Annotated in this window: 19 protein-coding genes and 1 tRNA gene; 19 read left to right on the plus strand and 1 reads right to left on the minus strand. The window is 71.2% G+C overall.

Translation table 11 applies throughout. The features are described 5' to 3' along the window. Positions 1-43: 43 nt before the first annotated feature. The 16 genes from rpe (at position 44) to ACFVSL_RS11340 (ending at position 17,791) form a co-directional block, all read left to right on the plus strand. Positions 44-712 carry a ribulose-phosphate 3-epimerase gene (gene rpe / locus ACFVSL_RS11265; protein ID WP_386941041.1) on the plus strand — a complete coding sequence of 223 codons (669 nt, stop codon included), beginning with the start codon at positions 44-46 and terminating at the stop codon, positions 710-712. Positions 713-721: 9 nt separating this feature from the next. Continuing rightward, positions 722-985: a phosphoribosyl-ATP diphosphatase gene (locus ACFVSL_RS11270; protein ID WP_157424159.1), complete on the plus strand. Its 264-nt coding sequence runs from the start codon at positions 722-724 to the stop codon at positions 983-985. A 44-nt stretch (positions 986-1,029) separates the two neighbouring features. Further along, the gene (gene hisG / locus ACFVSL_RS11275) at positions 1,030-1,872 is read left to right on the plus strand and encodes an ATP phosphoribosyltransferase (protein WP_386941042.1); all 843 of its coding nucleotides are present in this window, start codon (positions 1,030-1,032) and stop codon (positions 1,870-1,872) included. Positions 1,873-1,882: 10 nt separating this feature from the next. Further along, positions 1,883-2,644 (plus strand): imidazole glycerol phosphate synthase subunit HisF, encoded by a 762-nt coding sequence (gene hisF, locus ACFVSL_RS11280; RefSeq protein ID WP_386941043.1) that lies wholly within the window; start codon positions 1,883-1,885, stop codon positions 2,642-2,644. After that, positions 2,641-3,012 carry a phosphoribosyl-AMP cyclohydrolase gene (hisI, locus tag ACFVSL_RS11285; protein ID WP_386941044.1) on the plus strand — a complete coding sequence of 124 codons (372 nt, stop codon included), beginning with the start codon at positions 2,641-2,643 and terminating at the stop codon, positions 3,010-3,012. Before hisF ends, hisI begins: the two co-directional genes overlap by 4 nt. A gap of 61 nt (positions 3,013-3,073) precedes the next feature. Beyond that, positions 3,074-4,600: an anthranilate synthase component I gene (locus tag ACFVSL_RS11290; protein WP_386941045.1), complete on the plus strand. Its 1,527-nt coding sequence runs from the start codon at positions 3,074-3,076 to the stop codon at positions 4,598-4,600. A gap of 11 nt (positions 4,601-4,611) precedes the next feature. Further along, on the plus strand, positions 4,612-5,265 hold the full coding sequence (locus tag ACFVSL_RS11295; protein WP_386941046.1) for a Trp biosynthesis-associated membrane protein: 654 nt from the start codon (positions 4,612-4,614) through the stop codon (positions 5,263-5,265). A 34-nt stretch (positions 5,266-5,299) separates the two neighbouring features. Continuing rightward, positions 5,300-5,530: a DUF6704 family protein gene (locus tag ACFVSL_RS11300; protein ID WP_386941047.1), complete on the plus strand. Its 231-nt coding sequence runs from the start codon at positions 5,300-5,302 to the stop codon at positions 5,528-5,530. Then, the gene (trpC, locus tag ACFVSL_RS11305; protein ID WP_386941048.1) at positions 5,531-6,301 is read left to right on the plus strand and encodes an indole-3-glycerol phosphate synthase TrpC; all 771 of its coding nucleotides are present in this window, start codon (positions 5,531-5,533) and stop codon (positions 6,299-6,301) included. It abuts the gene before it with no gap. A 1-nt stretch (position 6,302) separates the two neighbouring features. Further along, positions 6,303-7,511: a tryptophan synthase subunit beta gene (gene trpB / locus ACFVSL_RS11310; protein ID WP_386941049.1), complete on the plus strand. Its 1,209-nt coding sequence runs from the start codon at positions 6,303-6,305 to the stop codon at positions 7,509-7,511. Continuing rightward, positions 7,508-8,302 carry a tryptophan synthase subunit alpha gene (gene trpA, locus ACFVSL_RS11315; RefSeq protein WP_386941050.1) on the plus strand — a complete coding sequence of 265 codons (795 nt, stop codon included), beginning with the start codon at positions 7,508-7,510 and terminating at the stop codon, positions 8,300-8,302. Before trpB ends, trpA begins: the two co-directional genes overlap by 4 nt. 59 nt (positions 8,303-8,361) lie before the next feature. Next, positions 8,362-9,372 (plus strand): prolipoprotein diacylglyceryl transferase, encoded by a 1,011-nt coding sequence (gene lgt / locus ACFVSL_RS11320; protein ID WP_386941051.1) that lies wholly within the window; start codon positions 8,362-8,364, stop codon positions 9,370-9,372. 164 nt (positions 9,373-9,536) lie between these two features. Then, on the plus strand, positions 9,537-14,060 hold the full coding sequence (gene gltB, locus ACFVSL_RS11325; RefSeq protein ID WP_386941052.1) for a glutamate synthase large subunit: 4,524 nt from the start codon (positions 9,537-9,539) through the stop codon (positions 14,058-14,060). Positions 14,061-14,294: 234 nt separating this feature from the next. Next, a complete protein-coding gene (locus ACFVSL_RS11330; protein ID WP_386941053.1) occupies positions 14,295-15,752 on the plus strand; it encodes a glutamate synthase subunit beta in 1,458 nt (485 codons plus the stop codon). A gap of 77 nt (positions 15,753-15,829) precedes the next feature. Then, entirely contained in the window at positions 15,830-17,245 is a 1,416-nt protein-coding gene (pyk, locus tag ACFVSL_RS11335; RefSeq protein ID WP_386941054.1) for a pyruvate kinase, read from the plus strand. A 186-nt stretch (positions 17,246-17,431) separates the two neighbouring features. Then, the gene (locus ACFVSL_RS11340) at positions 17,432-17,791 is read left to right on the plus strand and encodes an SRPBCC family protein (protein WP_386941055.1); all 360 of its coding nucleotides are present in this window, start codon (positions 17,432-17,434) and stop codon (positions 17,789-17,791) included. Between the two features lie 22 nt (positions 17,792-17,813). Here ACFVSL_RS11340 and ACFVSL_RS11345 read toward each other — a convergent pair. Beyond that, positions 17,814-17,896, minus strand: a tRNA-Leu gene (locus ACFVSL_RS11345). A gap of 36 nt (positions 17,897-17,932) precedes the next feature. On the opposite strand from ACFVSL_RS11345, the gene ACFVSL_RS11350 reads away from it, so the two are divergent. The 3 genes from ACFVSL_RS11350 (at position 17,933) to ACFVSL_RS11360 (ending at position 23,083) form a co-directional block, all read left to right on the plus strand. Further along, entirely contained in the window at positions 17,933-18,541 is a 609-nt protein-coding gene (locus ACFVSL_RS11350; protein WP_022888030.1) for an ANTAR domain-containing response regulator, read from the plus strand. A 118-nt stretch (positions 18,542-18,659) separates the two neighbouring features. Next, a complete protein-coding gene (polA, locus tag ACFVSL_RS11355) occupies positions 18,660-21,356 on the plus strand; it encodes a DNA polymerase I (protein ID WP_386941056.1) in 2,697 nt (898 codons plus the stop codon). 53 nt (positions 21,357-21,409) lie between these two features. After that, the gene (locus tag ACFVSL_RS11360) at positions 21,410-23,083 is read left to right on the plus strand and encodes a DUF885 domain-containing protein (RefSeq protein WP_386941057.1); all 1,674 of its coding nucleotides are present in this window, start codon (positions 21,410-21,412) and stop codon (positions 23,081-23,083) included. Positions 23,084-23,131: the final 48 nt, after the last annotated feature.

Here is a 23,131-nt window from a genome sequence, read left to right on the forward strand (position 1 = left end):
GCGGGGGAGTCCCGCGGCATCCGCGCTCGATAGGCTTCGAGCCATGACGACGCGCATCAACCCGAGCATCCTCGCCGCCGACTTCGCGAACATCGAGCACGAGCTCGCCCGCATCGCGACGGCCGACCTCGTGCACGTCGACGTCATGGACAACCACTTCGTGCCGAACCTCACCTTCGGTCCGCAGATGGTCGAGCGCATCCGGGCGACGAGCCCGATCCCGCTCGACGTGCACCTCATGATCGACGACCCCGACCGGTGGGCGCCCGGCTACGCCGAGCTCGGGGCCGAGAGTGTGACGTTCCATGTCGAGGCCGCGGCCGACCCCGTGGCACTCGCCAGGCGGCTGCGCGAGATCGGCTCCCGCGCGGGCATCGCGCTGAAGCCGGGCACCGACGCCGAGCCGTTCCTCGAGGTGCTGCACGAGTTCGACCAGGTGCTCGTGATGACGGTCGAGCCGGGCTTCGGCGGGCAGTCGTTCATGCCCGAGACCATGCCGAAGCTGCGACGCGTCGCCGACGCGGTGCGCTCGGCCGGACTCGACGTCTGGCTCCAGGTCGACGGCGGCGTGACGGTCGACACGATCGGCACCGCGGCCGAGGCCGGCGCCGACACCTTCGTCGCCGGCTCGGCCGTGTTCAGGGGCGTCCCCGAGGAGCAGATCGCCGCGCTGAGGGCCGCCGCGTCCGCGCACCCCCACTCGCACCGGTAGCCTAGAAGCGTGAAGACCTTCGACGAACTCTTCGTCGAGCTGAGCGACAAGGCCCGCACCCGCCCCGAGGGTTCCGGCACCGTGCGCGAGCTCGACGCCGGCGTGCACGCCATCGGCAAGAAGATCGTCGAGGAGGCGGCCGAGGTCTGGATGGCCGCCGAGTACCAGAGCGACGCCGAGACCGCCGAGGAGATCTCCCAGCTGCTCTACCACCTGCAGGTGCTCATGCTCGCGAAGGGGCTCTCGCCGGCCGACGTGTACCGACATCTCTGATCACGCCCATGGCCGATCAGAACCGTCGACACGAAAGTACCGAAATGCTCAGAATCGCCGTGCCCAACAAGGGCTCGCTGTCCGAGACCGCCGCGCAGATGCTGTGGGAGGCCGGGTACACCGGTCGCCGCGACCCGCGCGACCTGCACACCGCCGACCCGCGCAACGGGGTCGAGTTCTTCTACCTCCGCCCCCGTGACATCGCCACCTACGTGGGCTCCGGCGCGCTTGACGTCGGCATCACGGGCCGCGACCTGCTGCTCGACTCCGGTTCCGAGGCCGCCGAGATCGCGCCGCTCGGATTCGGCGACTCGACCTTCCGCTTCGCCGGGCCCGCCGAGGCGTTCTCCGAGCTCTCCGACCTCGAGGGCGTGCGCGTCGCGACGAGCTATCCGGGCCTCGTGGGCGCCTTCCTCGAACGACAGGGCGTGACCCCGGCGAAGCTCGTGAAGCTCGACGGCGCCGTCGAGTCGGCGGTCCGGCTCGGCGTCGCCGACGCCGTCGCCGACGTCGTGTCGACGGGCGCGACGCTGCGCGCGGCGGGGCTCGAGATCTTCGGCCCGGTCATCCTCGACTCGACGGCCGTGCTGATCGGCTCGGGCGTCGACAAGCCCGGCGCCGCGACCCTGCTGCGGCGCCTCCAGGGCGTGCTCGTGGCCCGGCAGTACGTGCTCCTCGACTACGACGTGCCGGTCGAGCACCTCGAACGGGCGACGGCCGCGGCGCCCGGCTTCGAGTCGCCGACCGTGTCGCCGCTGCACGACCCCGAGTGGGTGGCCGTGCGCGTCATGATCCCGCGGGTCGACATGAACCACGTGATGGACGAGCTCTACGCGATCGGCGCACGGGCGATCCTCGTGTCCGCGATCCACGCCGCACGGTTGTGAGGCTGCGCGCATGAGCCTCGCAGTGCGTGTCATCCCGTGCCTCGACGTGGCCGCGGGCCGTGTCGTCAAGGGCGTCAACTTCCAGAACCTCCGCGACGCCGGCGACCCGGTCGAGCTCGCGGCCCGCTACGCGGCGCAGGGCGCCGACGAGCTCACCTTCCTCGACGTGACCGCGACGGTCGACGACCGCTCGACGACGTACGAGATGGTGCAGCGCGTCGCCGAGCAGGTGTTCATCCCCCTGACCGTCGGCGGCGGCGTGCGATCCACCGACGACGTCGCGCGCCTGCTGGGCCACGGCGCCGACAAGATCGGGGTGAACAGCGCCGCGATCGCGCGCCCCGAGCTCATCGCCGAGATCGCCGACCGCTTCGGCGCACAGGTCTGCGTGCTGTCGCTCGACGTGAAGCGCTCGGGTCGCACCGAGTCGGGCTTCGTCGTGACGACCCACGGCGGGCGCACCGAGACCGAGCTCGACGCCCTCGCGTGGGCGCGCCGGGCGATCGAGCTCGGCGCGGGCGAGCTGCTCGTGAACTCGATCGACGCCGACGGCACGAAGGCCGGGTTCGACCTCGAGCTCACGGGCCTCATGCACGAGCTCTCGTCCGTGCCGGTGATCGCCTCGGGCGGCGCGGGCCGGGTCGCCGACTTCGCGCCGGCGATCGCCGCCGGCGCCGACGCGGTGCTCGCGGCGAGCGTCTTCCACAACGGCGAGGTGACGATCGGCGAGGTCAAGCGTGCCCTCGCCGACGACGGGAGGGTCGTGCGATGAGCGGGTTCTCGACGGCCGAGCAGGCGCTCGAACGCGCGGTGTTCAACGAGCAGGGGCTGCTGCCCGCGGTCATCCAGCAGTGGGACACGGGCGAGATGCTCATGCTCGGCTGGATGGACCGCGAAGCGCTGCGCCGCACCCTCACCGAGGGCCGGGTCACGTTCTGGTCGCGTTCGCGCCAGGAGTACTGGCGCAAGGGCGACACGTCGGGGCACGCCCAGTACGTGCGCGAGGCGGCGCTCGACTGCGACGCCGATACCCTGCTGGTGAAGGTCGAGCAGATCGGCGCCGCGTGCCACACCGGCACGCGCACCTGCTTCGACGGCGACCCGATCGAGGTCGTCGTGGGCCACGCGCCCGCCGGCTGACGCGCCCGACCAGTTCGCAGACCAGCACGCCCGCCACCCGACGACGCGACGAGGAGACACCATGACCGCCGCCACGACGACGTTCGAGGAGTTCACCGGACTCCTGGCCGGCCGCAGGGTCGTGCCGGTGGTGCGCGAGCTCTTCGCCGACGGCGAGACCCCCGTCGGCATCTATCGCAAGCTCGCCCAGGGGCGTCCGGGCACCTTCCTCCTCGAGTCGGCCGAGCAGGGCGGCATCTGGTCGCGCTACTCGTTCGTCGGGGTCTCGTCGTACGGCGTGCTCACCGAGCACGACGACCGCGTCGTCTGGCAGGACTACGGGCTCTCGGCCGAGCGGGCGCTCGGCGAGGCATCCGCCCTGCCCCCGCTCGCGGCGCTCGAGGCGCTGTTCGAGCGCTGGCAGACCGAGGACGTCCCCGGCGCGCCGCCGCTCACCGGCGGCCTCGTCGGCTTCATCGGCTGGGAGGCCGTGCGCCAGATCGAGCACCTGCCGAACCGGCCGCCGGCCGAGTCGTCGATGCCGGGCCAGGCCTTCTCGTTCGTCGCCGAGCTCGTCGTGATCGATCACCGCACCGGCACGGTGCAGCTGATCGCCTCGGCGCTGAACGACGCCGACGCCACCGCCGACGAGCTCTGGCGTGAGGCGCAGGAACGCCTCGACCGCATGCAGCGCGCGCTCGCGGAGCCGGCGGAGGCCTGGCTCGCCGAGATCGACCTCGGCCGCCGCGCGACGCCGACCCACCGCACCGAGGAGGCCGACTTCCTCGCCGCCGTCGAACGCTCGAAGGACTTCATCCGCGACGGCGACGTGTTCCAGGTGGTCATCTCGCAGCGCTTCGAGCACGAGGCGACGGCGCCCGCGATCGACGTCTACCGGGTGCTGCGCAGCCTCAACCCGAGCCCGTACATGTACTTCGTGCACCTCGACGACGCCGACGGGGAGCCGTACTGGATCGTCGGCTCCTCGCCCGAGGCGCTCGTCAAGGTGCAGGACGGGCGCGTGTTCACGCATCCCATCGCCGGGTCGAAGCCGCGCGGCGCGACCCCCGAGGAGGACGCCGACCTCGAGTCCGAGCTCGTCGCCGACCCGAAGGAGCAGGCCGAGCACCTCATGCTCGTCGACCTCGCCCGCAACGACCTCGCGAAGGTGTGCGAGGCCGGCTCGGTCGAGGTGACCGAGTTCATGCGGGTCGAGCGCTTCAGCCACATCATGCACCTCGTCTCCTCGGTCGAGGGCGACCTCGTGCCCGGCGCCAACGCCATCGAGGTGTTCCGGGCGACCTTCCCGGCCGGCACGCTCTCGGGCGCGCCGAAACCCCGGGCGCTCGAGATCATCGACGAGCTCGAGCCCGCCCAGCGCGGGCTCTACGGGGGAGTGGTCGGCTACTTCGGCTTCGGCGGCGACGCCGATCTCGCCATCGCCATCCGCACCGCCACGATCTCGGGCGGCGTCGCCCGGGTGCAGGCCGGGGCCGGCCTCGTCGCCGACTCCGACCCGGTGAGCGAGTTCGAGGAGTCGCGCAACAAGGCGGCCGCGCCGCTGCGCGCCGTCGCCGTCGCGAACGCCATGCGGAGGGCCCGCTCGTGAGCCGTGCACGCATGAAGCTGCCAGCCATCGTCCTCACGATCGTCGGCGCGGGGCTCGGGCTGCTCGCCTGGAGCCAGACCTGGTTCGAGCTCGTCCTCGCGAGCGGGGCGGGCGCGCACGTCACCGCCGAGGTGATCGCGGTGCCGGGCAGCGTCGCCTCGCCGGCGATCGCCGCGCTCTCGCTCGCCGGGCTCGCCCTCGCCGCGGCGCTCGCACTGGCCGGCCCGGGCATCAGGGTCGTCCTCGGCCTGCTCGAGGTGGTGCTCGGCGGATGCCTCGTGCTCGCCGCGTCCCTCTCGCTCGGCGACCCCGTCGGCGCGGTGTCGCCCTCGGTGACCGAGGCGACCGGCGTCGCCGGCCGCGAGCCCACGGCCGAGCTCGTCGGCACCGCGGTCGCGACCGCCTGGCCGATCGTCGCGATCGTCGCCGGCGTCCTCGTCGTCGCGGCGGGCCTCGTCGTGCTCGTCACGGGCACGCGCTGGCCCGCCTCGACCCGCCGGTACCGCAGCGGCCTGGAGCCCGCCGGCGGCAACGGCACCGCCCCCGGCGGCAACGCCGACGCGCCCGAGCGTGCGGCGTCCGACCGCGCGATCGACGACTGGGACGAGCTGAGCCGCGGCGACGACCCGACCGATGACACGAACCACCCCGAACCGAACCGCTAGACTTGCGGGCGATACCCCCGCACGAAGGAGCAACATGAGCATCGAGACCGCAGACCCCGGCCACGGACACTCGCCCGCGGCGTGGACCGCCGTCACCATCATGCTCGTCGCGTTCGTGATCGGCACGGTCGCCTTCTTCTTCGATGCGCAGTGGCTCGTCTGGGCGTCGGCCGGTCTCCTCGTCGTCGGCCTGCTCGTCGGCTGGGTGCTCGCCCGTGCCGGCTACGGCGTCGGCGGCTCGAAGGTCGCTGAAAAGGCGCACTAGGTGCTGGCCGAACTGACGGCGAACGCGGTCGCCGATGCGGTCGCACGCCGTGAGAGCCGCCCGCTCGCCGAGGTCGAGGCCGCGGCGCTCGCCCGCCCCGCCGCGCTCGATGCGCTCGAGGCGCTGCGCCCAGCCGCGCACGTCAAGGTGATCGCCGAGATCAAGCGCTCGAGCCCCTCGCGCGGCTCGCTCGCGACGATCGCCGATCCGGCGGCGCTCGCCCGCAGCTACGAGCTCGGCGGCGCGAGCGCGATCAGCGTGCTCACCGAGGGCCGCAAGTTCGGCGGCTCGCTCGCCGACCTCGAGTCCGTGCGCGCCGCGGTCGCGCTGCCGGTGCTGCGCAAGGACTTCATCGCGACGCCGTACCAGGTCTTCGAGGCGCGTGCCGCCGGAGCCGACCTCGTGCTCCTCATCGTCGCCGCGCTCGACGACGCGACGCTCCGCGAGCTCTTCGACCTCATCGTCTCGCTCGGCATGACGCCGCTCGTCGAGACGCACTCGGCCGAGGAGCTCGATCGGGCGGCCGCGCTCGGCGCACGCCTGATCGGCGTGAACGCCCGCGACCTCTCGAGCTTCGAGCTCGACCGCGACCTCTTCGGCCGCCTCGCCGATCGCTTCCCCGAGGGTGCGATCAGGGTGGCCGAGTCGGCGGTGCTCTCGCCCGCCGACGTCGCGCACTACCGGGCGTCGGGTGCCGACGTCGTGCTCGTCGGCGAGGCCCTCGTCACGGGCGACCCGATTGCCAACCTCTCAGCTTTCCTGGCGGTGTGACATGGCGCTTCGCGCGCAGACCGGTCCGTACTTCGGCGACTTCGGCGGGCGCTTCGTGCCCGAATCCCTCGTCGCCGCCCTCGACGAGCTCGGTGAGGCGTACGACCTCGCGAAGCTCGACCCGGCGTTCGGCGCCGAGCTCGCCGAGCTCGGTCGCAGCTACACCGGCCGTCCGTCGATCATCACCGAGGTGCCGCGCTTCGCGAAGCACGCGGGCGGCGCCCGGGTCATCCTGAAGCGCGAAGACCTGAACCACACGGGGTCGCACAAGATCAACAACGTGCTCGGCCAGGCGCTGCTCACGAAGCGCATCGGCAAGCAGCGCGTCATCGCCGAGACGGGCGCGGGCCAGCACGGCGTGGCGACCGCGACGGCGGCGGCGCTCTTCGGCCTCGACTGCACGATCTACATGGGCGAGGTCGACACCGAGCGGCAGGCGCTGAACGTGGCGCGCATGCGGCTGCTCGGCGCCGAGGTCATCGCCGTCACGGCCGGCTCGCGCACCCTCAAGGACGCGATCAACGAGGCCATGCGCGACTGGGTCACGAACGTCGCGACGACCAACTACATCTTCGGCACGGTCGCCGGTCCGCACCCGTTCCCCGAGATGGTGCGCGACTTCCAGAAGATCATCGGCGAAGAGGCGCGCCAGCAGGTGCTCGACCTCACCGGCGCGCTGCCGACGGCCGTGACGGCGTGCGTCGGCGGCGGATCGAACGCGATCGGCATCTTCCACGCCTTCCTCGACGACGAGGGCGTCGGCCTCTACGGATTCGAGGCCGGCGGCGAGGGCGTCGACACGCCTCGGCACGCGGCGACCATCACGAAGGGCCGCCCCGGCGTGCTCCACGGCGCCCGCAGCTACATGCTGCAGGACGACGACGGCCAGACGATCGAGTCGCACTCGATCTCGGCCGGGCTCGACTACCCGGGCGTCGGCCCCGAGCACTCGTGGCTCTCCGCGATCGGGCGGGCGCAGTACCGCCCGGTCACCGATGACGCCGCCATGCAGGCGCTGCGCCTGCTCACCCGCACCGAGGGCATCATCCCGGCCATCGAGTCGTCGCACGCACTCGCGGGCACGCTCGAGCTCGGCCGCGAGCTCGGCCCCGACGCCACGATCCTCGTGAACCTCTCGGGGCGCGGCGACAAGGACATGGACACCGCAGCCCGGTACTTCGAGCTGTACGACGAGGAGGCCGGCGCATGACCGCTCGCAACACGGTCGGCCCGGTCATCGCGGGGCGCAACGCCGAGGCATCCGGGGCGCTCATCGGCTACCTGCCCGTCGGGTTCCCGACGCTCGACGAGAGCGTCGAGGCCGCCGTCGCGCTCGTCGAGAACGGCGTCGACGTGCTCGAGCTCGGGCTGCCGTACTCCGACCCCGTCATGGACGGCCCGGTCATCCAGGCCGCCACGCAGCAGGCGCTCGCGAACGGCTTCCGCCTCGCCGACGGCTTCGAGGCGGTGCGCCGCGTCACCGAGCGGGTGGACGCCCCGGTGCTGATCATGACCTACTGGAACCCCGTGGTGCAGTACGGCGTCGAGCGCTTCGCCGACGACCTCGCCGCCGCGGGGGGAGCGGGGCTCATCACCCCCGACCTCATCCCCGACGAGGGCGCCGAGTGGATCGCCGCGTCCGAGCGGGCCGGGCTCGACCGGGTCTTCCTCGCCGCTCCGACCTCGAGCGACGCGCGCATCGCGCAGGCCGTCGAGGCGAGCCGCGGCTTCGTCTACGCCGTGTCGACCATGGGCATCACGGGCGCGCGCAGCGACGTCGACGACGCCGCCCGCATGCTCGTGGCCCGCCTCCAGGAGGCCGGTGCCCCGGCGAGCTGCGTCGGGCTCGGCATCTCGACGGCCGCGCAGGTGCGCGAGGTGCTCGGGTACGCCGAGGGCGCGATCGTGGGGTCGGCGCTCGTGAAGGCCCTCGCCGACGGCGGGGTCCGGGCGGCGGGCGAGCTCGCAGCCGAGCTCGCGCGCGGCACGCGCGCCGAGTGAAGTACGCTGACTGAGGCCCACGCGGCCGACGTTTCTCCCGAGGAAAGGCAGCAGCCCGAGTGATTGCACCGCTCAGCATTCCGAGTCCCGACTACGAGTGGCAGGCCTGGGAGATCAACCTGTTCGGGTTGCAGCTCAACATCAACACCTACGCGCTCTGCATCCTCGTCGGCATCATCCTCGCCGTCGTGATCACCTCGCGCCGCCTGACCAAGCGGGGCGCAGAGCCCGGCATCGTGCTCGACATCGCGCTGTGGGCAGTGCCGCTCGGCATCATCGGCGCGCGCCTCTACCACGTGCTGACGCACCCCGACGACTACTTCTACGAGGGCGCGAACGTCTGGAACCCGTTCCAGCCCGGCGCCATCTGGAACATCTGGGAGGGCGGCAACGCGATCTACGGCGCCCTCATCGGCGGCGCGATCGGTGTGCTCATCGGCTGCCGGTTCACCGGCATCCGGTTCCTCTCCTTCGCCGACGCGCTCGCGCCCGGACTCCTCGTCGCGCAGGCGATCGGCCGGCTCGGCAACTGGTTCAACCACGAGCTGTTCGGCGCCCCCACCGACCTGCCGTGGGGCCTCGAGATCGAGTACGACAACGTGGCGTGGCCGCAGGGTCTCGCCGAGGGCACGCTCTTCCACCCGACCTTCCTCTACGAGCTCGTCTGGAACCTCGCGGGTGCGGCCCTGATCGTGCTCCTCGAGCGCCGCGTCAACCTGCGCTGGGGCAAGGCCTTCGCCGTCTACCTGATCTGGTACGGCCTCGGCCGCTCCTTCTTCGAGTCGATCCGCGTCGACCCGAGCGAGATGTTCCTCGGCATCCGCGTGAACGTCTGGGCGTCGTTCGCCGCCGTCGTCCTCGGCATCGTCATCCTCCTCGTGCAGCGCCGCCGGCACACCGGAACCGAGCCGAGCCCGTACGTGCCCGGACGTGAATGGAAGGGCCCCGACGCTGAGGTAGACTCAGACGAAATCGAGTCCGACTCAGACTCTCTCGACGACGGCGTCGAGGGCGAGAACGAATCCCTGGGCGAGACGGCGGCCACAAGCCCGAGCCGTTCCTCCTCTTAGGCAGCCGCCCCACATCACGTTCTCCGAACCGGCGCCGCACCATGCGTCGGACATCCCCGTGTAGGGCCGATGGCGTCCCCGCTTCCCACTAGTTGATGAGGACGGTCCCTGTGTCGCTCAGCCAACCCTTCTCGCGGTTCGGATCATTCCCGGCCGCGCAAGGCATGTACGACCCCGCCGACGAGAAAGACGCCTGCGGACTGGCGATGGTCGCCACGCTCCGCGGCACGGCGGGGCACGACATCATCACCGCGGCGCTCGACGCCCTGCGCCATCTCGAGCACCGCGGGGCCGTCGGCTCCGACGCGGGCACGGGCGACGGCGCGGGCATCGTGACCCAGATCCCCGACGAGTTCCTCCGCGCGGTGGCGCACTTCCCGCTGCCGGCGGCCGGGTCCTACATCGTGGGCAACGCCTTCCTGCCGGTCGACCCGACCACGCGCAGCTCGGTGAAGCGCCAGCTCGGCGAGCTCGCGGCATCCGAGGGCCTCGAGGTGCTCGGCTGGCGGGAGGTGCCCGTCCGGCCCGACGAGCTCGGCACGCTCGCGCGCGCCGCCATGCCGGCCGTGCAGCAGCTCTTCCTGCAGTCGAGCGCGACGACCTCGACCGGTGCGCGGCTCGACGGCATCGCCCTCGACCGGCTGGCCTTCCGCTTCCGCAAGCGGGCCGAGCGCGAGCTCGAGCTGTACTTCGCCTCGCTGTCGTGCCGCACGATGGTGTACAAGGGCATGGTCACGACGCTCCAGCTCGAGCCCTTCTACCCCGACCTCTCCGACGAGCGCTTCGCCTCGAAGCTCGCGCTCGTGCACTCCCGGTACTCGACGAACACCTTCCCGTCGTGGCCGCTCGCCCAGCCGTTCCGCATGATCGCGCACAACGGCGAGATCAACACGATCCAGGGCAACCGCAACTGGATGCGGGCTCGCCAGTCCCAGCTCGAGTCCGAGCTGCTCGGCGACCTCGGCCCGATCCTCCCGATCGTGACGCCCGGCGCGAGCGACTCGGCCTCCTTCGACGAGGTCGTCGAGCTGCTCACGCTCGCGGGCCGCAGCCTTCCGCACGCCATCATGATGATGGTGCCCGAGGCCTGGGAGAACCAGGCCGAGCTGAGCCCCGAGCGACGTGCGTTCTACGAGTACCACTCGATGCTCATGGAGCCGTGGGACGGCCCCGCGGCGATCGTCTTCACCGACGGGTCGCTCGTCGGCGCGACGCTCGACCGCAACGGCCTCCGCCCCGGGCGGTACGTCGTCACCGACGACGGGCTCGTCGTGCTCGCGAGCGAGATCGGCGTGCTCGACCTCGAGCAGTCGCGCATCGTCCGCAAGGGCCGGCTCCAGCCGGGCCGCATGTTCCTCGTCGACACCGAGGCGGGCCGCCTCATCGAGGACGACGAGATCAAGTCGCAGCTCGAGTCGTCCGCGCCGTGGGGCGAGTGGCTCGAGGAGGGCCGGATCCGGCTCGCCGACCTGCCCGAGCGCGAGCACATCGTGCACCCGCCTGCCTCGGTCAACCGCCGCCAGCGCACCTTCGGCTACACGGAGGAGGAGGTGAAGATCCTGCTCGCGCCGATGGCGCGCACCGGGCAGGAACCGCTCGGCGCCATGGGCTCCGACACCCCGATCGCCGTGCTGTCGAAGCGCCCGCGCCTCCTCTTCGACTACTTCACGCAGCAGTTCGCGCAGGTCACGAACCCGCCGCTCGACTCGATCCGCGAGGCGGTCGTCACCTCGCTCGGCACCTCGCTCGGGCCCGAGCGCAACCTGCTCGACGCGGGTCCCGAGCACGCGCGCCAGGTCTCGCTCACCTTCCCGGTGATCGACAACGACGAGCTCGCGAAGATCGTGCACATCGACCCCATGCCGGGCCGGCGCACGACGGTGACCATCCGCGGCCTCTACCGCTTCGACGAGGGCCCCGACGCGCTCCGCGACCGCATCGCCGCGATGTGCGGCGAGGTCGACGAGGCGATCGAGCAGGGTGCGAAGTTCATCGTGCTCTCCGACCGCGACTCCAACAAGGACCTGGCGCCGATCCCGTCGCTGCTCATGCTCTCGGCGGTGCATCACCACCTCATCCGTTCCGAGAACCGCATGAAGGTCGGACTCGTCGTCGAGGCCGGCGACGTGCGCGAGGTGCACCACATCGCCCTGCTCGTCGGCTACGGCGCCTCCGCGGTCAACCCCTACCTCGCGATGGAGAGCTGCGAGGACCTGGTGCGCGCCGGCGTCATCAGCGGGATCACCCCCGAGGACGCGGTCCACAACGTGATCAAGGCGCTCGGCAAGGGCGTCCTCAAGATCATGTCGAAGATGGGCGTCTCGACGATCTCGTCGTACGCAGGGGCCCAGGCCTTCGAGGCCGTCGGCCTCTCGCAGGAGTTCATCGAGGAGTACTTCACCGGCACGACGTCGAAGCTCGGCGGCGTGGGCCTCGACGTGATCGCGGCCGAGAACCTCGACCGGCACTCCAGGGCCTACCCGCAGGACGCGGCGGTGCGCGCGCACGAGCGTCTCGCGACCGGCGGCGAGTACCAGTGGCGCCGCGACGGCTCGCCGCACCTGTTCAACCCCGAGACGGTGTTCCGCCTCCAGCACTCGACGCGCAACCGCCGCTACGACGTGTTCCGCGAGTACACCTCGCTCGTCGACTCGCAGGCCGAGGAGCTCGCGACGCTCCGCGGCATGTTCGCGCTGCGCACGGGAACCCGGCCGGCGGTGCCGATCGACGAGGTCGAGTCGGTCGCCTCCATCGTAAAGCGCTTCTCGACCGGCGCGATGAGCTACGGCTCGATCTCGAAGGAGGCGCACGAGACCCTCGCGATCGCCATGAACCGGCTCGGCGCGAAGTCGAACACCGGCGAGGGCGGCGAGGACCTCGATCGGCTCCTCGACCCCGAGCGCCGCAGTGCGATCAAGCAGGTCGCGTCGGGCCGCTTCGGCGTGACGAGCATGTACCTGACGCACGCCGACGACATCCAGATCAAGCTCGCGCAGGGCGCCAAGCCCGGCGAGGGCGGCCAGCTGCCGCCGACCAAGGTGTACCCGTGGGTCGCGCGCACCCGTCACGCGACCGCGGGCGTCGGCCTCATCTCGCCGCCGCCGCACCACGACATCTACTCCATCGAAGACCTCAAGCAGCTGATCTTCGACCTCAAGCGGGCGAACCCGAAGGCGCGCATCCACGTGAAGCTCGTCAGCCAGTCGGGCATCGGCGCGGTCGCCGCGGGCGTCGCGAAGGCGCTCTCCGACGTGATCCTCGTCTCGGGGCACGACGGCGGCACGGGCGCCAGCCCGTTGAACTCGCTGAAGCACGCGGGCACCCCGTGGGAGCTCGGTCTCGCCGAGACGCAGCAGACGCTCATGCTGAACGGCATGCGCGACCGCGTCGTGGTGCAGGTCGACGGGCAGCTGAAGACCGGCCGCGACGTGGTCATCGGTGCGCTGCTCGGGGCCGAGGAGTTCGGCTTCGCGACCGCGCCGCTCGTCGTCGAGGGCTGCGTCATGATGCGCGTCTGCCACCTCGACACCTGCCCGGTGGGCGTGGCGACGCAGAACCCCGAGCTGCGCAAGCGCTTCACGGGCAAGCCCGAGTTCGTCGTGAACTTCTTCGAGTTCATCGCCCAGGAGGTGCGCGAGTACCTCGCCGAGCTCGGCTACCGCTCGCTCGACGAGATCATCGGCCGCCGCGAGCTGCTCGACGTCGACCGCGCGCTCGACCACTGGAAGGCCTCGGGCCTCGACCTGACCCCGGTGCTCGTCGGCCCCGACTTCTCGGAGTCCGAGCCGCGCCGCAACGCCCGCGAGCAGGACCACGAGCTCGACGAGCACTTCGACAACGAGCTCATCCGTCGCAGCGGAATCGTGCTCGACGAGGGTGGGGCGATCGAGATCGCGCTGCCGATCAAGAACACCGAGCGCGCCGTCGGCACCATGCTCGGCCACGAGGTCACCGTCCGCCACGGCGAACAGGGCCTCCCGGCCGGCTCGATCGACGTGACCCTCACGGGCTCGGCCGGCCAGTCGCTCGGCGCCTTCATGCCGAGCGGCATCACGCTGCGGCTCGAGGGCGACTCGAACGACTACGTCGGCAAGGGGCTCTCGGGCGGGCGCATCGTCGTCCGGCCGTCGCGCGACAGCGGCTTCGTCGCCGAGCGCAACGTCATCGCCGGCAACGTCATCGGCTACGGCGCCACCCGGGGCAGCATGTTCATCCGCGGCATCGTGGGCGAGCGCTTCCTGGTGCGCAACTCCGGTGCCACCGCCGTCGTCGAGGGCGTCGGCGACCACGCCCTCGAGTACATGACTGGCGGCCTCGCGGTGATCCTCGGCGAGACCGGTCGCAACCTGGGCGCCGGCATGTCGGGCGGCACCGCGTACGTGCTCGGCCTCCGCGAGGAGCGGGTCAACCGCGAGTCGCTCACGAGCGGCGAGCTCGAGCTCCTCCCGCTCGGCAGCGCCGACCGCGAGATCGTCCGCGACCTGCTCGAGCAGCACGTCGCCGAGACCGACTCCGCGGTCGCCGCCGCACTGCTCGCCGACGGCGACGCCGGGCTCGACCGCTTCACCAAGGTGCTGCCGCGCGACTACGCGGCCGTGCTCCGTACCCGCCAGAGCGCGGTCGACGAGGGGCTCGACCCCGACGGCGACGTCGTCTGGTCTCGCATCCTGGAGGTCACCAATGGCTGAGAGGACGAGGGTCTGGTGTCGCGCAGTATCGACGAACGTCCTGGAGGTCACCAATGGCTGAGAGGACGAGGGTCTGGTGTCGCGCAGTATCGACGAACGTCCTGGAGGTCACCATGGCTGAGAGGACGAGGGTCTGGTGTCGCGCAGTATCGACGAACGTCCTGGAGGTCACCATGGCTGAGAGGACGAGGGTCTGGTCTCGCGCAGTATCGACGAACATCATGGAGGTGACGAATGGCTGACCCCAAGGGCTTTCTGAAGGTCACCGAGCGCGAGCTGCCGAAGCGGCGGCCCGTGCCGGTCCGGATCATGGACTTCAAGGAGGTCTACGAGCAGGGCGACCCCGCGCAGCTGCGCAGGCAGGCCGGCCGTTGCATGGACTGCGGCATCCCGTTCTGCCACCAGGGCTGCCCGCTCGGCAACCTCATCCCCGAGTGGAACGACCTCATGTACCGGGGCGAGGGCCGCGCGGCGGTCGAGCGCCTGCACGCGACGAACAACTTCCCCGAGTTCACGGGGCGTCTGTGCCCGGCGCCGTGCGAATCGGCGTGCGTGCTCGGCATCAACCAGCCGGCGGTCACGATCAAGCAGGTCGAGGTCTCGATCATCGACCAGGCGTTCGGCAGCGGATGGGTGCAGCCGCAGCCGCCCGGGCGCCTGACCGGCAAGACGGTCGCCGTGGTCGGCTCGGGGCCCGCCGGCCTCGCGGCGGCGCAGCAGCTCACCCGCGCCGGCCACACGGTCGCGGTGTTCGAGCGCGACGACCGCATCGGCGGCCTGCTGCGCTACGGCATCCCCGACTTCAAGATGGAGAAGAAGCACCTCGAGCAGCGCCTCGCGCAGATGACGGCCGAGGGCACGCGGTTCCGGGCCGGCATGAACATCGGCGTCGACATCACCTGGGACCAGCTGCGCGAGCGCTACGACGCCGTCGTGGTCGCGACCGGCGCGATGGTGCCGCGCGACCTGCCGATCCCCGGGCGCGACCTGCCCGGCGTGCACTTCGCGATGGAGTACCTCGTGCAGTCGAACCGCCACGTCGCGGGCGACGAGGTCTTCGACCAGATCTCGGCCGAGGGCAAGCACGTCGTCGTCCTCGGCGGCGGCGACACCGGGGCCGACTGCATCGGTACCGCGCACCGCCAGGGCGCGCTGTCGGTGACGAACCTCGCGATCGGCAAGCAGCCGGGGGAGTCGCGCCCCGAGCACCAGCCGTGGCCGATGCACCCGACCGTGTTCGAGGTGCAGAGCGCGCACGAGGAGGGCGGGCACCGCGAGTACCTCGTCTCGACGGTCGAGTTCGTCGCGAACGACTCGGGCGAGCTCCGGGCCATCCGGGTCGCCGAGACCGAGTACCTCGACGGGCGACGCGTGCCGAAGGCCGGCACCGAGCGCGAGATCCCGGCCGACCTCGTGCTGCTGGCGCTCGGCTTCACCGGGCCCGAGAGCCGTGAGCTCGACGAGCAGCTCGCGCTGACGGTCACCGACCGCGGCAACCTCGACCGCGACGCGGCGTACGCGACCGCGCAGCCCGGCGTGTTCGTCGCCGGCGACGCCGGGCGCGGTCAGTCGCTCATCGTCTGGGCGATCGCGGAGGGCCGGGCTGCGGCCGCGGCCGTCGACCGGTACCTTGAAGGCGAGACCTCGCTGCCGAGCCCGATCCCGGCGAACGCGCGCGCGTTCGCCATCTGAACCCGGCGCGCCGTCGGCGGCGCGTCTTTCGTACCAACACCAGCGCTTCGGCGCGGAACACCGGGAGCACAGAACACATGAGACGAGCGAAGATCGTCGCCACCCTCGGGCCGGCGACGTCGAGCTACGAGCAGATCCGGGCGATCATCGATGCGGGCGTCGACGTCGCCCGCATGAACCTCAGCCACGGCACCTACGACGTCCACGAGGGCGTCTACCAGAACGTCCGGAAGGCCGCGAGCGACTCGGGTCGCGCGGTCGCCGTGCTCGTCGACCTGCAGGGGCCGAAGATCCGCCTCGGCAAGTTCGCCGACGGCCCCCACGAGCTCGCCGAGGGCGACATCTTCAAGATCACCACCGAGGACATCCTCGGCACGAAGGAGATCGTCGGCACGACCTTCAAGGGCCTCCCGCAGGACGTCAAGCCGGGCGACTTCCTCCTCATCGACGACGGCAAGGTGCGCGTCGAGGTCGTCGAGACCGACGGCACGGTCGTCACGACCAGGGTCGTCGTCGCCGGCCCCGTCTCGAACAACAAGGGCATCAACCTGCCCGGGGTCGCGGTCAACGTGCCCGCGCTCTCCGAGAAGGACGAGGCCGACCTCCGCTGGGGCCTCGAGCTCGGCGCCGACCTCATCGCGCTCTCGTTCGTGCGGAACGCGGCCGACATCACCCGCGTGCACGAGATCATGGACGAGGTCGGCCGCCGCGTGCCGGTCGTCGCCAAGGTCGAGAAGCCGCAGGCCGTCGACGCGCTCGAGGAGATCACCGAGGCCTTCGACGCCGTCATGGTCGCCCGCGGCGACCTCGGCGTCGAGCTGCCGCTCGAGGCCGTGCCGATCGTGCAGAAGCGCGCGGTCGAGATCGCCCGCCGTCTCGCCAAGCCCGTCATCGTCGCGACGCAGATGCTCGAGTCGATGATCCACAGCCCCGTCCCGACGCGCGCCGAGACCTCCGACGTCGCGAACGCGGTGCTCGACGGCGCCGACGCGGTCATGCTCTCGGGCGAGACGAGCGTCGGCGAGTACCCGGTCATCACCGTGCAGACGATGGCCCGCATCGTGGAGTCGACCGAGCAGCACGGCCTCGACCGCATCGCCCCGCTCGGCACGAAGCCCCGTACGCAGTCGGGCGCGATCACCGCGGCCGCCGTCGAGGTCGCCGACTTCGTCGAGGCGAAGTACCTCTGCGTCTTCACCGAGTCGGGCGAGACGGTGCGCCGCATGACGCGCCTGCGCTCGAAGATCCCCATCCTCGCCTTCACGCCCGACCCCGCGATCCGTCGCCGCATGGCGCTCAACTGGGGCGTCGAGTCGTTCGTCGTCTCGCGCGTCACCCACACCGACCAGATGGTCGGCCAGGTCGACGAGGCGCTCGCGAAGACCGGCAAGGCCGTCAACGGCGAGAAGGTCGTGATCATCTCGGGTTCCCCTCCCGGAATCCCGGGCACCACGAACGACGTGCGCGTGCACGTCGTCGGCGAGGTGCTCTGACTCGCACGTCCTGGAGGAGCCGGCCCGCATCGGGCCGGCTCCTTCGGCGTTTCAGTCGGCGCCACGACGTCGACGAGCTGCGACACTGCAGGGGTGGTCGTGCGATTCGAATGCCGAACGGTTCTGGCGATGCCCCGTGAGGCGGCGTTCGACCGATCGCTCTCCATCGACCTGCACGTCGCCTCCATGGCACACACGGACGAACGGGCGGTCGGGGGCGTGACGAGCGGGGCGATCGGCCTCGGCGAGGAGGTCTCGTGGCGCGCACGCCACTTCGGCGTGCGCTGGCGCATGACGAGCCGCATCACCGAGCTCGAGCGTCCGGTGCGCTTCGTCGACGAGCAGGTCCGCGGCCCGTTCCGGTCGTTCCGGCACGTGCACCGCTTCGAGTCCGACCGCGCCGACGAGACGCTCATGATCGACGACATCGAGTTCGCCGCGCCGTTCGGCCCGCTCGGCCGGCTCGCGGAGCGAGCGCTCGGGCCGTATCTCAGGCGCCTCATCGAGCGGCGGAACGCGCACCTCGCCGCCTCGGACGAGGCGTGACCGGGTCAGTCGATCGATTCGGTGCCGGTGGTGGGGGTCGAACCCACACGCCCTTTCGGGCAAAGCATTTTGAGTGCTCCGCGTCTGCCATTCCGCCACACCGGCCTGAGGCCTCGCCCAGAATACCGTAGGCTTTCCTGCGTGACAGACACCGAATCAACTCAGCCGGCAGCTCCGCGCCGCGTGGTCGTGGCGGAGGATGAGTCGCTCATCCGCCTCGACATCGTCGAGATCCTGCGCGACAACGGCTTCGAGGTCGTCGGCGAGGCGGGTGACGGCGAGACCGCCGTGGCGCTCGCGACCGAGCTCCGACCCGATCTCGTCATCATGGACGTCAAGATGCCCCAGCTCGACGGCATCTCCGCCGCAGAGCGTCTCTCGAAGGGCCACATCGCCCCGGTCGTCCTCCTCACGGCGTTCAGCCAGAAGGAGCTCGTCGAGCGCGCGAGCGAGGCCGGGGCCCTGGCCTACGTCGTGAAGCCGTTCACGCCGAACGACCTGCTGCCCGCGATCGAGATCGCACTGGCCCGGCACGCCCAGATCATCGCGCTCGAGGCCGAGGTCGGCGACCTCGTCGAGCGCTTCGAGACCCGCAAGCTCGTCGACCGGGCGAAGGGCCTCCTGAACGAGAAGATGGGCCTCTCCGAGCCCGAGGCGTTCCGGTGGATCCAGAAGGCGTCGATGGACCGCCGACTCACCATGAAGGACGTCTCCCAGGCGATCATCGAGCAGCTCGCCGCCAAGAAGTAGGGCTTCGAGCCCCGAACGACGGATGCCTCGACGACACGTGTCGTCGAGGCATCCGTCGTTCGCATTCGGGGCGACTCGGGCGTCGGGGAGTGTCGGCGGCCGCTTGTAGGCTGGTGCGGTGACGGACGCAGACAAGCCCACCCTCCTCGTCGTCGATGGCCACTCGCTGGCCTTCCGAGCCTTCTACGCCCTCCCGGTCGACAGCTTCACCACCCGCGACGGGCAGCACACGAACGCCATCCACGGCTTCCTGTCGATGCTGCTCCTGCTGCTGCAGAACGAGAAGCCCACGCACCTCGCGGTGGCGTTCGACATCTCTCGGCACTCGTTCCGCACCCGTGAGTACCCCGAGTACAAGGGCACCCGGGGCGAGACGCCGGTCGAGTTCAAGGGCCAGGTGCCCCTGCTGCAGGACGCGCTGAAGGCGATGGGCGTGCGCACCCTCGAGAAGGAGGACTTCGAGGCCGACGACATCCTCGCGACGCTCGCCGCGCGCGGCAGCGCCGAGGGCTACCGCGTGCTGCTCGTGTCGGGCGACCGCGACACCATCCAGCTCGTGAACGACGACGTCACCCTCCTGTACCCGAACACCCAGGGCGTGTCCCAGCTGAAGCGCTACGACACCGAGGCCGTGCTCGAGCGCTACGGCGTGCGCCCCGAGCAGTACCCCGACATCGCGGCCCTCGTCGGCGAGACGAGCGACAACCTCATCGGCATCACGAAGGTCGGCGAGAAGACCGCGGTGAAGTGGCTCGGCCTCTACGGCGACCTCGACGGCATCCTCGAGCACGCCGACGAGATCAAGGGCGTCGTGGGGCAGAACCTGCGCGACCAGCGCGAGAACGCGATCCGCAACCGTCGTCTCAACCGGCTGGTCACCGACGTCGAGCTCGACCTCGGCATCGACGAGCTCGCGGCGAAGCCGATCGACATCGAGGCCGTCCGCCCCGTGTTCGAGCGGCTCGAGTTCCGCACGCTGTTCGAGCGGCTCCGCAAGCTCGCCGCGGGCGAGACGAACGGCAACGGCAACGGCAACGGGGCGAGCGCCCCGGCGGCGGCTGCCGCGCCCGAGCAGGCCGCCCCGCCCATCCCGTCGCCGAGGCTGCTGCTCGACGAAGAGCTCGAGGCGTGGCTCGCCAAGGCCGTCGCGGCCGAACCGGCCGGTCTGGGGCTGAGCCTGGAGGTCGTCGACGGAACGGTCATCGGCGCCGGCATCGCGACGGCCTCCGAGACGGTGCGCCTGCCGTGGCAGGCCGGTCGCAGCGACTACGCGCCGTTCGAGGCCTGGCTCGCGAGCGATTCGCCCAAGATCATGACCGACGCGAAGCCGCAGCTCGAAGCGCTCGAGCGTTCGGGCCTCGCGATCGACGGGCTCGTGCTCGACACGCTCGTCGCGGGCTGGCTCGCACGCCCGATCCTTGCCGAGAAGACCCTCGCCGACCTCGTCGAGCGCTATCTCGGCGAGACCGTCCCGCAGGCCGATCCCTCGCAGCTCGTGCCCGAGGAGGGCACCGATGCCGGTGCTCCCGAGTACGCCTGGTTCACCCTGCGCGTCGCCCCTGTGGTGCTCCGCGCGCTGCCCGAGGCCTCGCGCAAGCTCCTCGCCGAGGTCGAGATGCCGCTCGTGCCGGTGCTCGCCGCGATGCAGCTGCGCGGCGTCGCCGTCGACCACGCCGAGCTCGCGGCGCTGTCGGGCGAGCTCGGCGACCGTGCGGCCGGCCTCGCCCAGCTCGCCTTCGCCGAGATCGGCCGCGAGGTGAACCTCGGTTCGCCCAAGCAGCTGCAGGAGGTGCTGTTCGACCAGCTCGCGATGCCGAAGACGCGGGCGACGAAGACCGGCTACACGACCGATGCGAACGCGCTGGCCGACCTGCAGGAGTCGAACCCGCATCCGTTCCTCGGCTACCTCCTCGAGCACCGCGACGCGACGAAGCTGCGCCAGATCGTCGAGTCGCTCGACAAGTCGATCGCCGCCGACGGCCGCATCCACACGACGTACGGCCAGATCGGCGCAGCCACCGGCCGCATGTCGTCGAACGACCCGAACCTCCAGAACATCCCGATCCGCACCGAGGACGGCCGCCGGATCCGCAAGGCGTTCCGTCACGGCGCGGACTTCGCCGAGCTGCTCACCGCCGACTACTCGCAGATCGAGATGCGGATCATGGCGCATCTCTCGGGCGACCCGGGGCTCATCGAGGCGTTCAACGCCGGAGAGGACCTGCACCGCTTCGTCGGCGCCCGCGTGTTCTCGGTCGACCCCGCCGACGTGACCCCGCTCATGCGCACCAAGGTGAAGGCGATGTCGTACGGACTCGCCTACGGGCTCAGCGCGTTCGGTCTCTCGAAGCAGCTCCGCATCGACCGCGCCGAGGCGACGCAGCTCATGAAGGAGTACTTCGAGCGCTTCGGCGCGGTGCGCGACTACCTGCGCGGCGTCGTCGAGCAGGCGAAGATCGACGGCTACACCGAGACGATCTTCGGCCGACGTCGGCCGTTCCCCGACCTGAACAGCCCCAACCGCGTGCACCGCGAGAACGCCGAGCGGGCCGCCCTCAACTCGCCCATCCAGGGCTCCGCGGCCGACATCATGAAGATCGCGATGGTGAGCGTCGAGCGCGAGATCGCCGAACAGGGGCTCGCGAGCCGCATGCTCATGACCGTGCACGACGAGCTCATCTTCGAGGTCGCGGGCGGTGAGAGCGAGGCGCTCGAGGCGCTCGTGCGCGACAAGATGGCGAACGCGGCCGAGCTCCTCGTCCCGCTCGACGTCCAGGTCGGGCGCGGTGCGAACTGGGAGGACGCGGGGCACTGATCGAGAGATCCTCGACGTCGACAGGGGTGTCCCGGCTGTCCTAGGTTCGAAGGATGGCATCGAGTGAGCGCACCCCGTCCGACGTCGACCGCATCGCGGAGGGCTGGGTCGACACCCTCGTCGACCTCGACCCGGGCATCGGCACCTACATCGGCCGCACGAGCCACGACGACCGTCTCGCCGACTACTCGCCGGCCGGCCACGAGCAGCACATCGCCGCGATCCGCGAGACCGCTGCGGCGCTGCGCGCGGCGACGCCCGTCGACGACGTCGACCGGATCACGGTCGCCGACCTGGGTTCCGAGCTGGCGCTCGCGCTCGAGCGCCACGACGCGGGCCTCCACCTGCGCGACCTCAACGTGATCGCGAGCCCCGCGCAGGAGATCCGGGACGTGTTCGACCTCATGCCGACCGCGGAGGTCGACGACTGGGTGCGCGTGGCCGCCCGCCTCGGTGCCGTGCCCGGCGCGCTCGACGGCTACGTCGAGACGCTCCGTGCCGGCATCGCCGCGGGAACGGTCCCCGCCGTCCGTCAGGTGCGCGAGGTCGCCGCCCAGGCGCGCCGCATCGCGAAGGCCGACGGGTTCTTCACGACCTTCGCCGCGGAGGCGAGGGCGGGGGAGTCCGAGCTCCCCGCCTCGCTCCGGCGCGACCTCGAGTCGGGCGCGGGCACCGCGAGCGAGGCCTACGGGCGGCTGGCCGAGTTCCTCGAGTCCGAGCTCGCACCCGTCGCCGGCGACGCCGACGCCGTCGGCCGAGACGTCTACGCCCTCGAGTCGCGGCGCTTCCTCGGCGCCGTGATCGACCTCGACGAGACCTACGAGTGGGGCATCGAGGAGCTCGCCCGCATGGTCGACGAGCAGGAGTCCATCGCGAACGAGATCGTGCCCGGGGCATCCGTCGCCGAGGCGATCGCGTACCTCGACGCCGACCCCGCGCGCAAGCTCCACGGCACCGACGCGCTCCGTGGCTGGATGCAGGAGACGAGCGACCGCGCGGTGGCGGAGCTCGCGGGAACCCAGTTCGCCATCCCCGACGAGATCCGCACCCTGGAGTGCATGATCGCGCCCACGCAGGAGGGCGGCATCTACTACACGGGCCCCAGCGACGACTTCTCGCGGCCGGGTCGCATGTGGTGGTCGGTCCCCGAGGGCGTGACAGAGTTCGACACGTGGCGCGAGCTCACCACCGTCCACCACGAGGGCGTTCCGGGGCACCATCTCCAGATCGGCCAGGCGGTCGTGAACCGCGGGCAGCTGAACACCTGGCGCCGGCAGCTCGCCGGCACCTCGGGCCACGCCGAGGGGTGGGCGCTCTACGCCGAGCGACTCATGCAGGGCCTCGGCTACCTCGACGACCCCGCCGACCGCCTCGGGATGCTCGACGGCCAGCGCATGCGCGCCGCCCGGGTCGTGCTCGACATCGGCGTTCACCTCGGCAAGCAGCGCCCCGACGGCCAGGGTGCGTGGACGGGGGAGTACGCCCACGAGTTCCTCTCGCGGAACGTGAACATGAACGAGGGCTTCGTGCGGTTCGAGGTGAACCGCTACCTCGGCTGGCCCGGGCAGGCGCCGTCCTACAAGGTCGGCCAGCGCATCTGGGAGCAGCTCCGCGACGAGGTCGCGCGGCGCGAGCGGGCGTCGTTCGACATCCGCGACTTCCACCACGACGCGCTCGCGCTCGGCGGCGTCGGACTCGACACCCTGCGCCCGGCGCTCCTCGGCTGAGCGACCGCAGCGCAGCGGCGCGGAGCGCGGACCGGCGGCCCGGTTGCC

Origin of the sequence: Agromyces sp. NPDC058064, assembly GCF_042885275.1 — a bacterium.
In the GTDB taxonomy this organism is placed as follows: domain Bacteria; phylum Actinomycetota; class Actinomycetes; order Actinomycetales; family Microbacteriaceae; genus Agromyces.

Excerpts from the sequence above, each read along its gene's own strand:
- rpe (WP_386941041.1), top strand. The coding sequence starts at position 44 with ATGACGACGCGCATCAACCCGAGCATCCTCGCCGCCGACTTCGCGAAC.
- hisG (WP_386941042.1), top strand. The coding sequence starts at position 1,030 with ATGCTCAGAATCGCCGTGCCCAACAAGGGCTCGCTGTCCGAGACCGCC.
- hisF (WP_386941043.1), top strand. The coding sequence starts at position 1,883 with ATGAGCCTCGCAGTGCGTGTCATCCCGTGCCTCGACGTGGCCGCGGGC.
- hisI (WP_386941044.1), top strand. The coding sequence starts at position 2,641 with ATGAGCGGGTTCTCGACGGCCGAGCAGGCGCTCGAACGCGCGGTGTTC.
- ACFVSL_RS11290 (WP_386941045.1), top strand. The coding sequence starts at position 3,074 with ATGACCGCCGCCACGACGACGTTCGAGGAGTTCACCGGACTCCTGGCC.
- ACFVSL_RS11295 (WP_386941046.1), top strand. The coding sequence starts at position 4,612 with ATGAAGCTGCCAGCCATCGTCCTCACGATCGTCGGCGCGGGGCTCGGG.
- ACFVSL_RS11300 (WP_386941047.1), top strand. The coding sequence starts at position 5,300 with ATGAGCATCGAGACCGCAGACCCCGGCCACGGACACTCGCCCGCGGCG.
- trpB (WP_386941049.1), top strand. The coding sequence starts at position 6,303 with ATGGCGCTTCGCGCGCAGACCGGTCCGTACTTCGGCGACTTCGGCGGG.
- trpA (WP_386941050.1), top strand. The coding sequence starts at position 7,508 with ATGACCGCTCGCAACACGGTCGGCCCGGTCATCGCGGGGCGCAACGCC.
- gltB (WP_386941052.1), top strand. The coding sequence starts at position 9,537 with ATGTACGACCCCGCCGACGAGAAAGACGCCTGCGGACTGGCGATGGTC.
- ACFVSL_RS11330 (WP_386941053.1), top strand. The coding sequence starts at position 14,295 with ATGGCTGACCCCAAGGGCTTTCTGAAGGTCACCGAGCGCGAGCTGCCG.
- pyk (WP_386941054.1), top strand. The coding sequence starts at position 15,830 with ATGAGACGAGCGAAGATCGTCGCCACCCTCGGGCCGGCGACGTCGAGC.
- ACFVSL_RS11340 (WP_386941055.1), top strand. The coding sequence starts at position 17,432 with ATGGCACACACGGACGAACGGGCGGTCGGGGGCGTGACGAGCGGGGCG.
- ACFVSL_RS11360 (WP_386941057.1), top strand. The coding sequence starts at position 21,410 with ATGGCATCGAGTGAGCGCACCCCGTCCGACGTCGACCGCATCGCGGAG.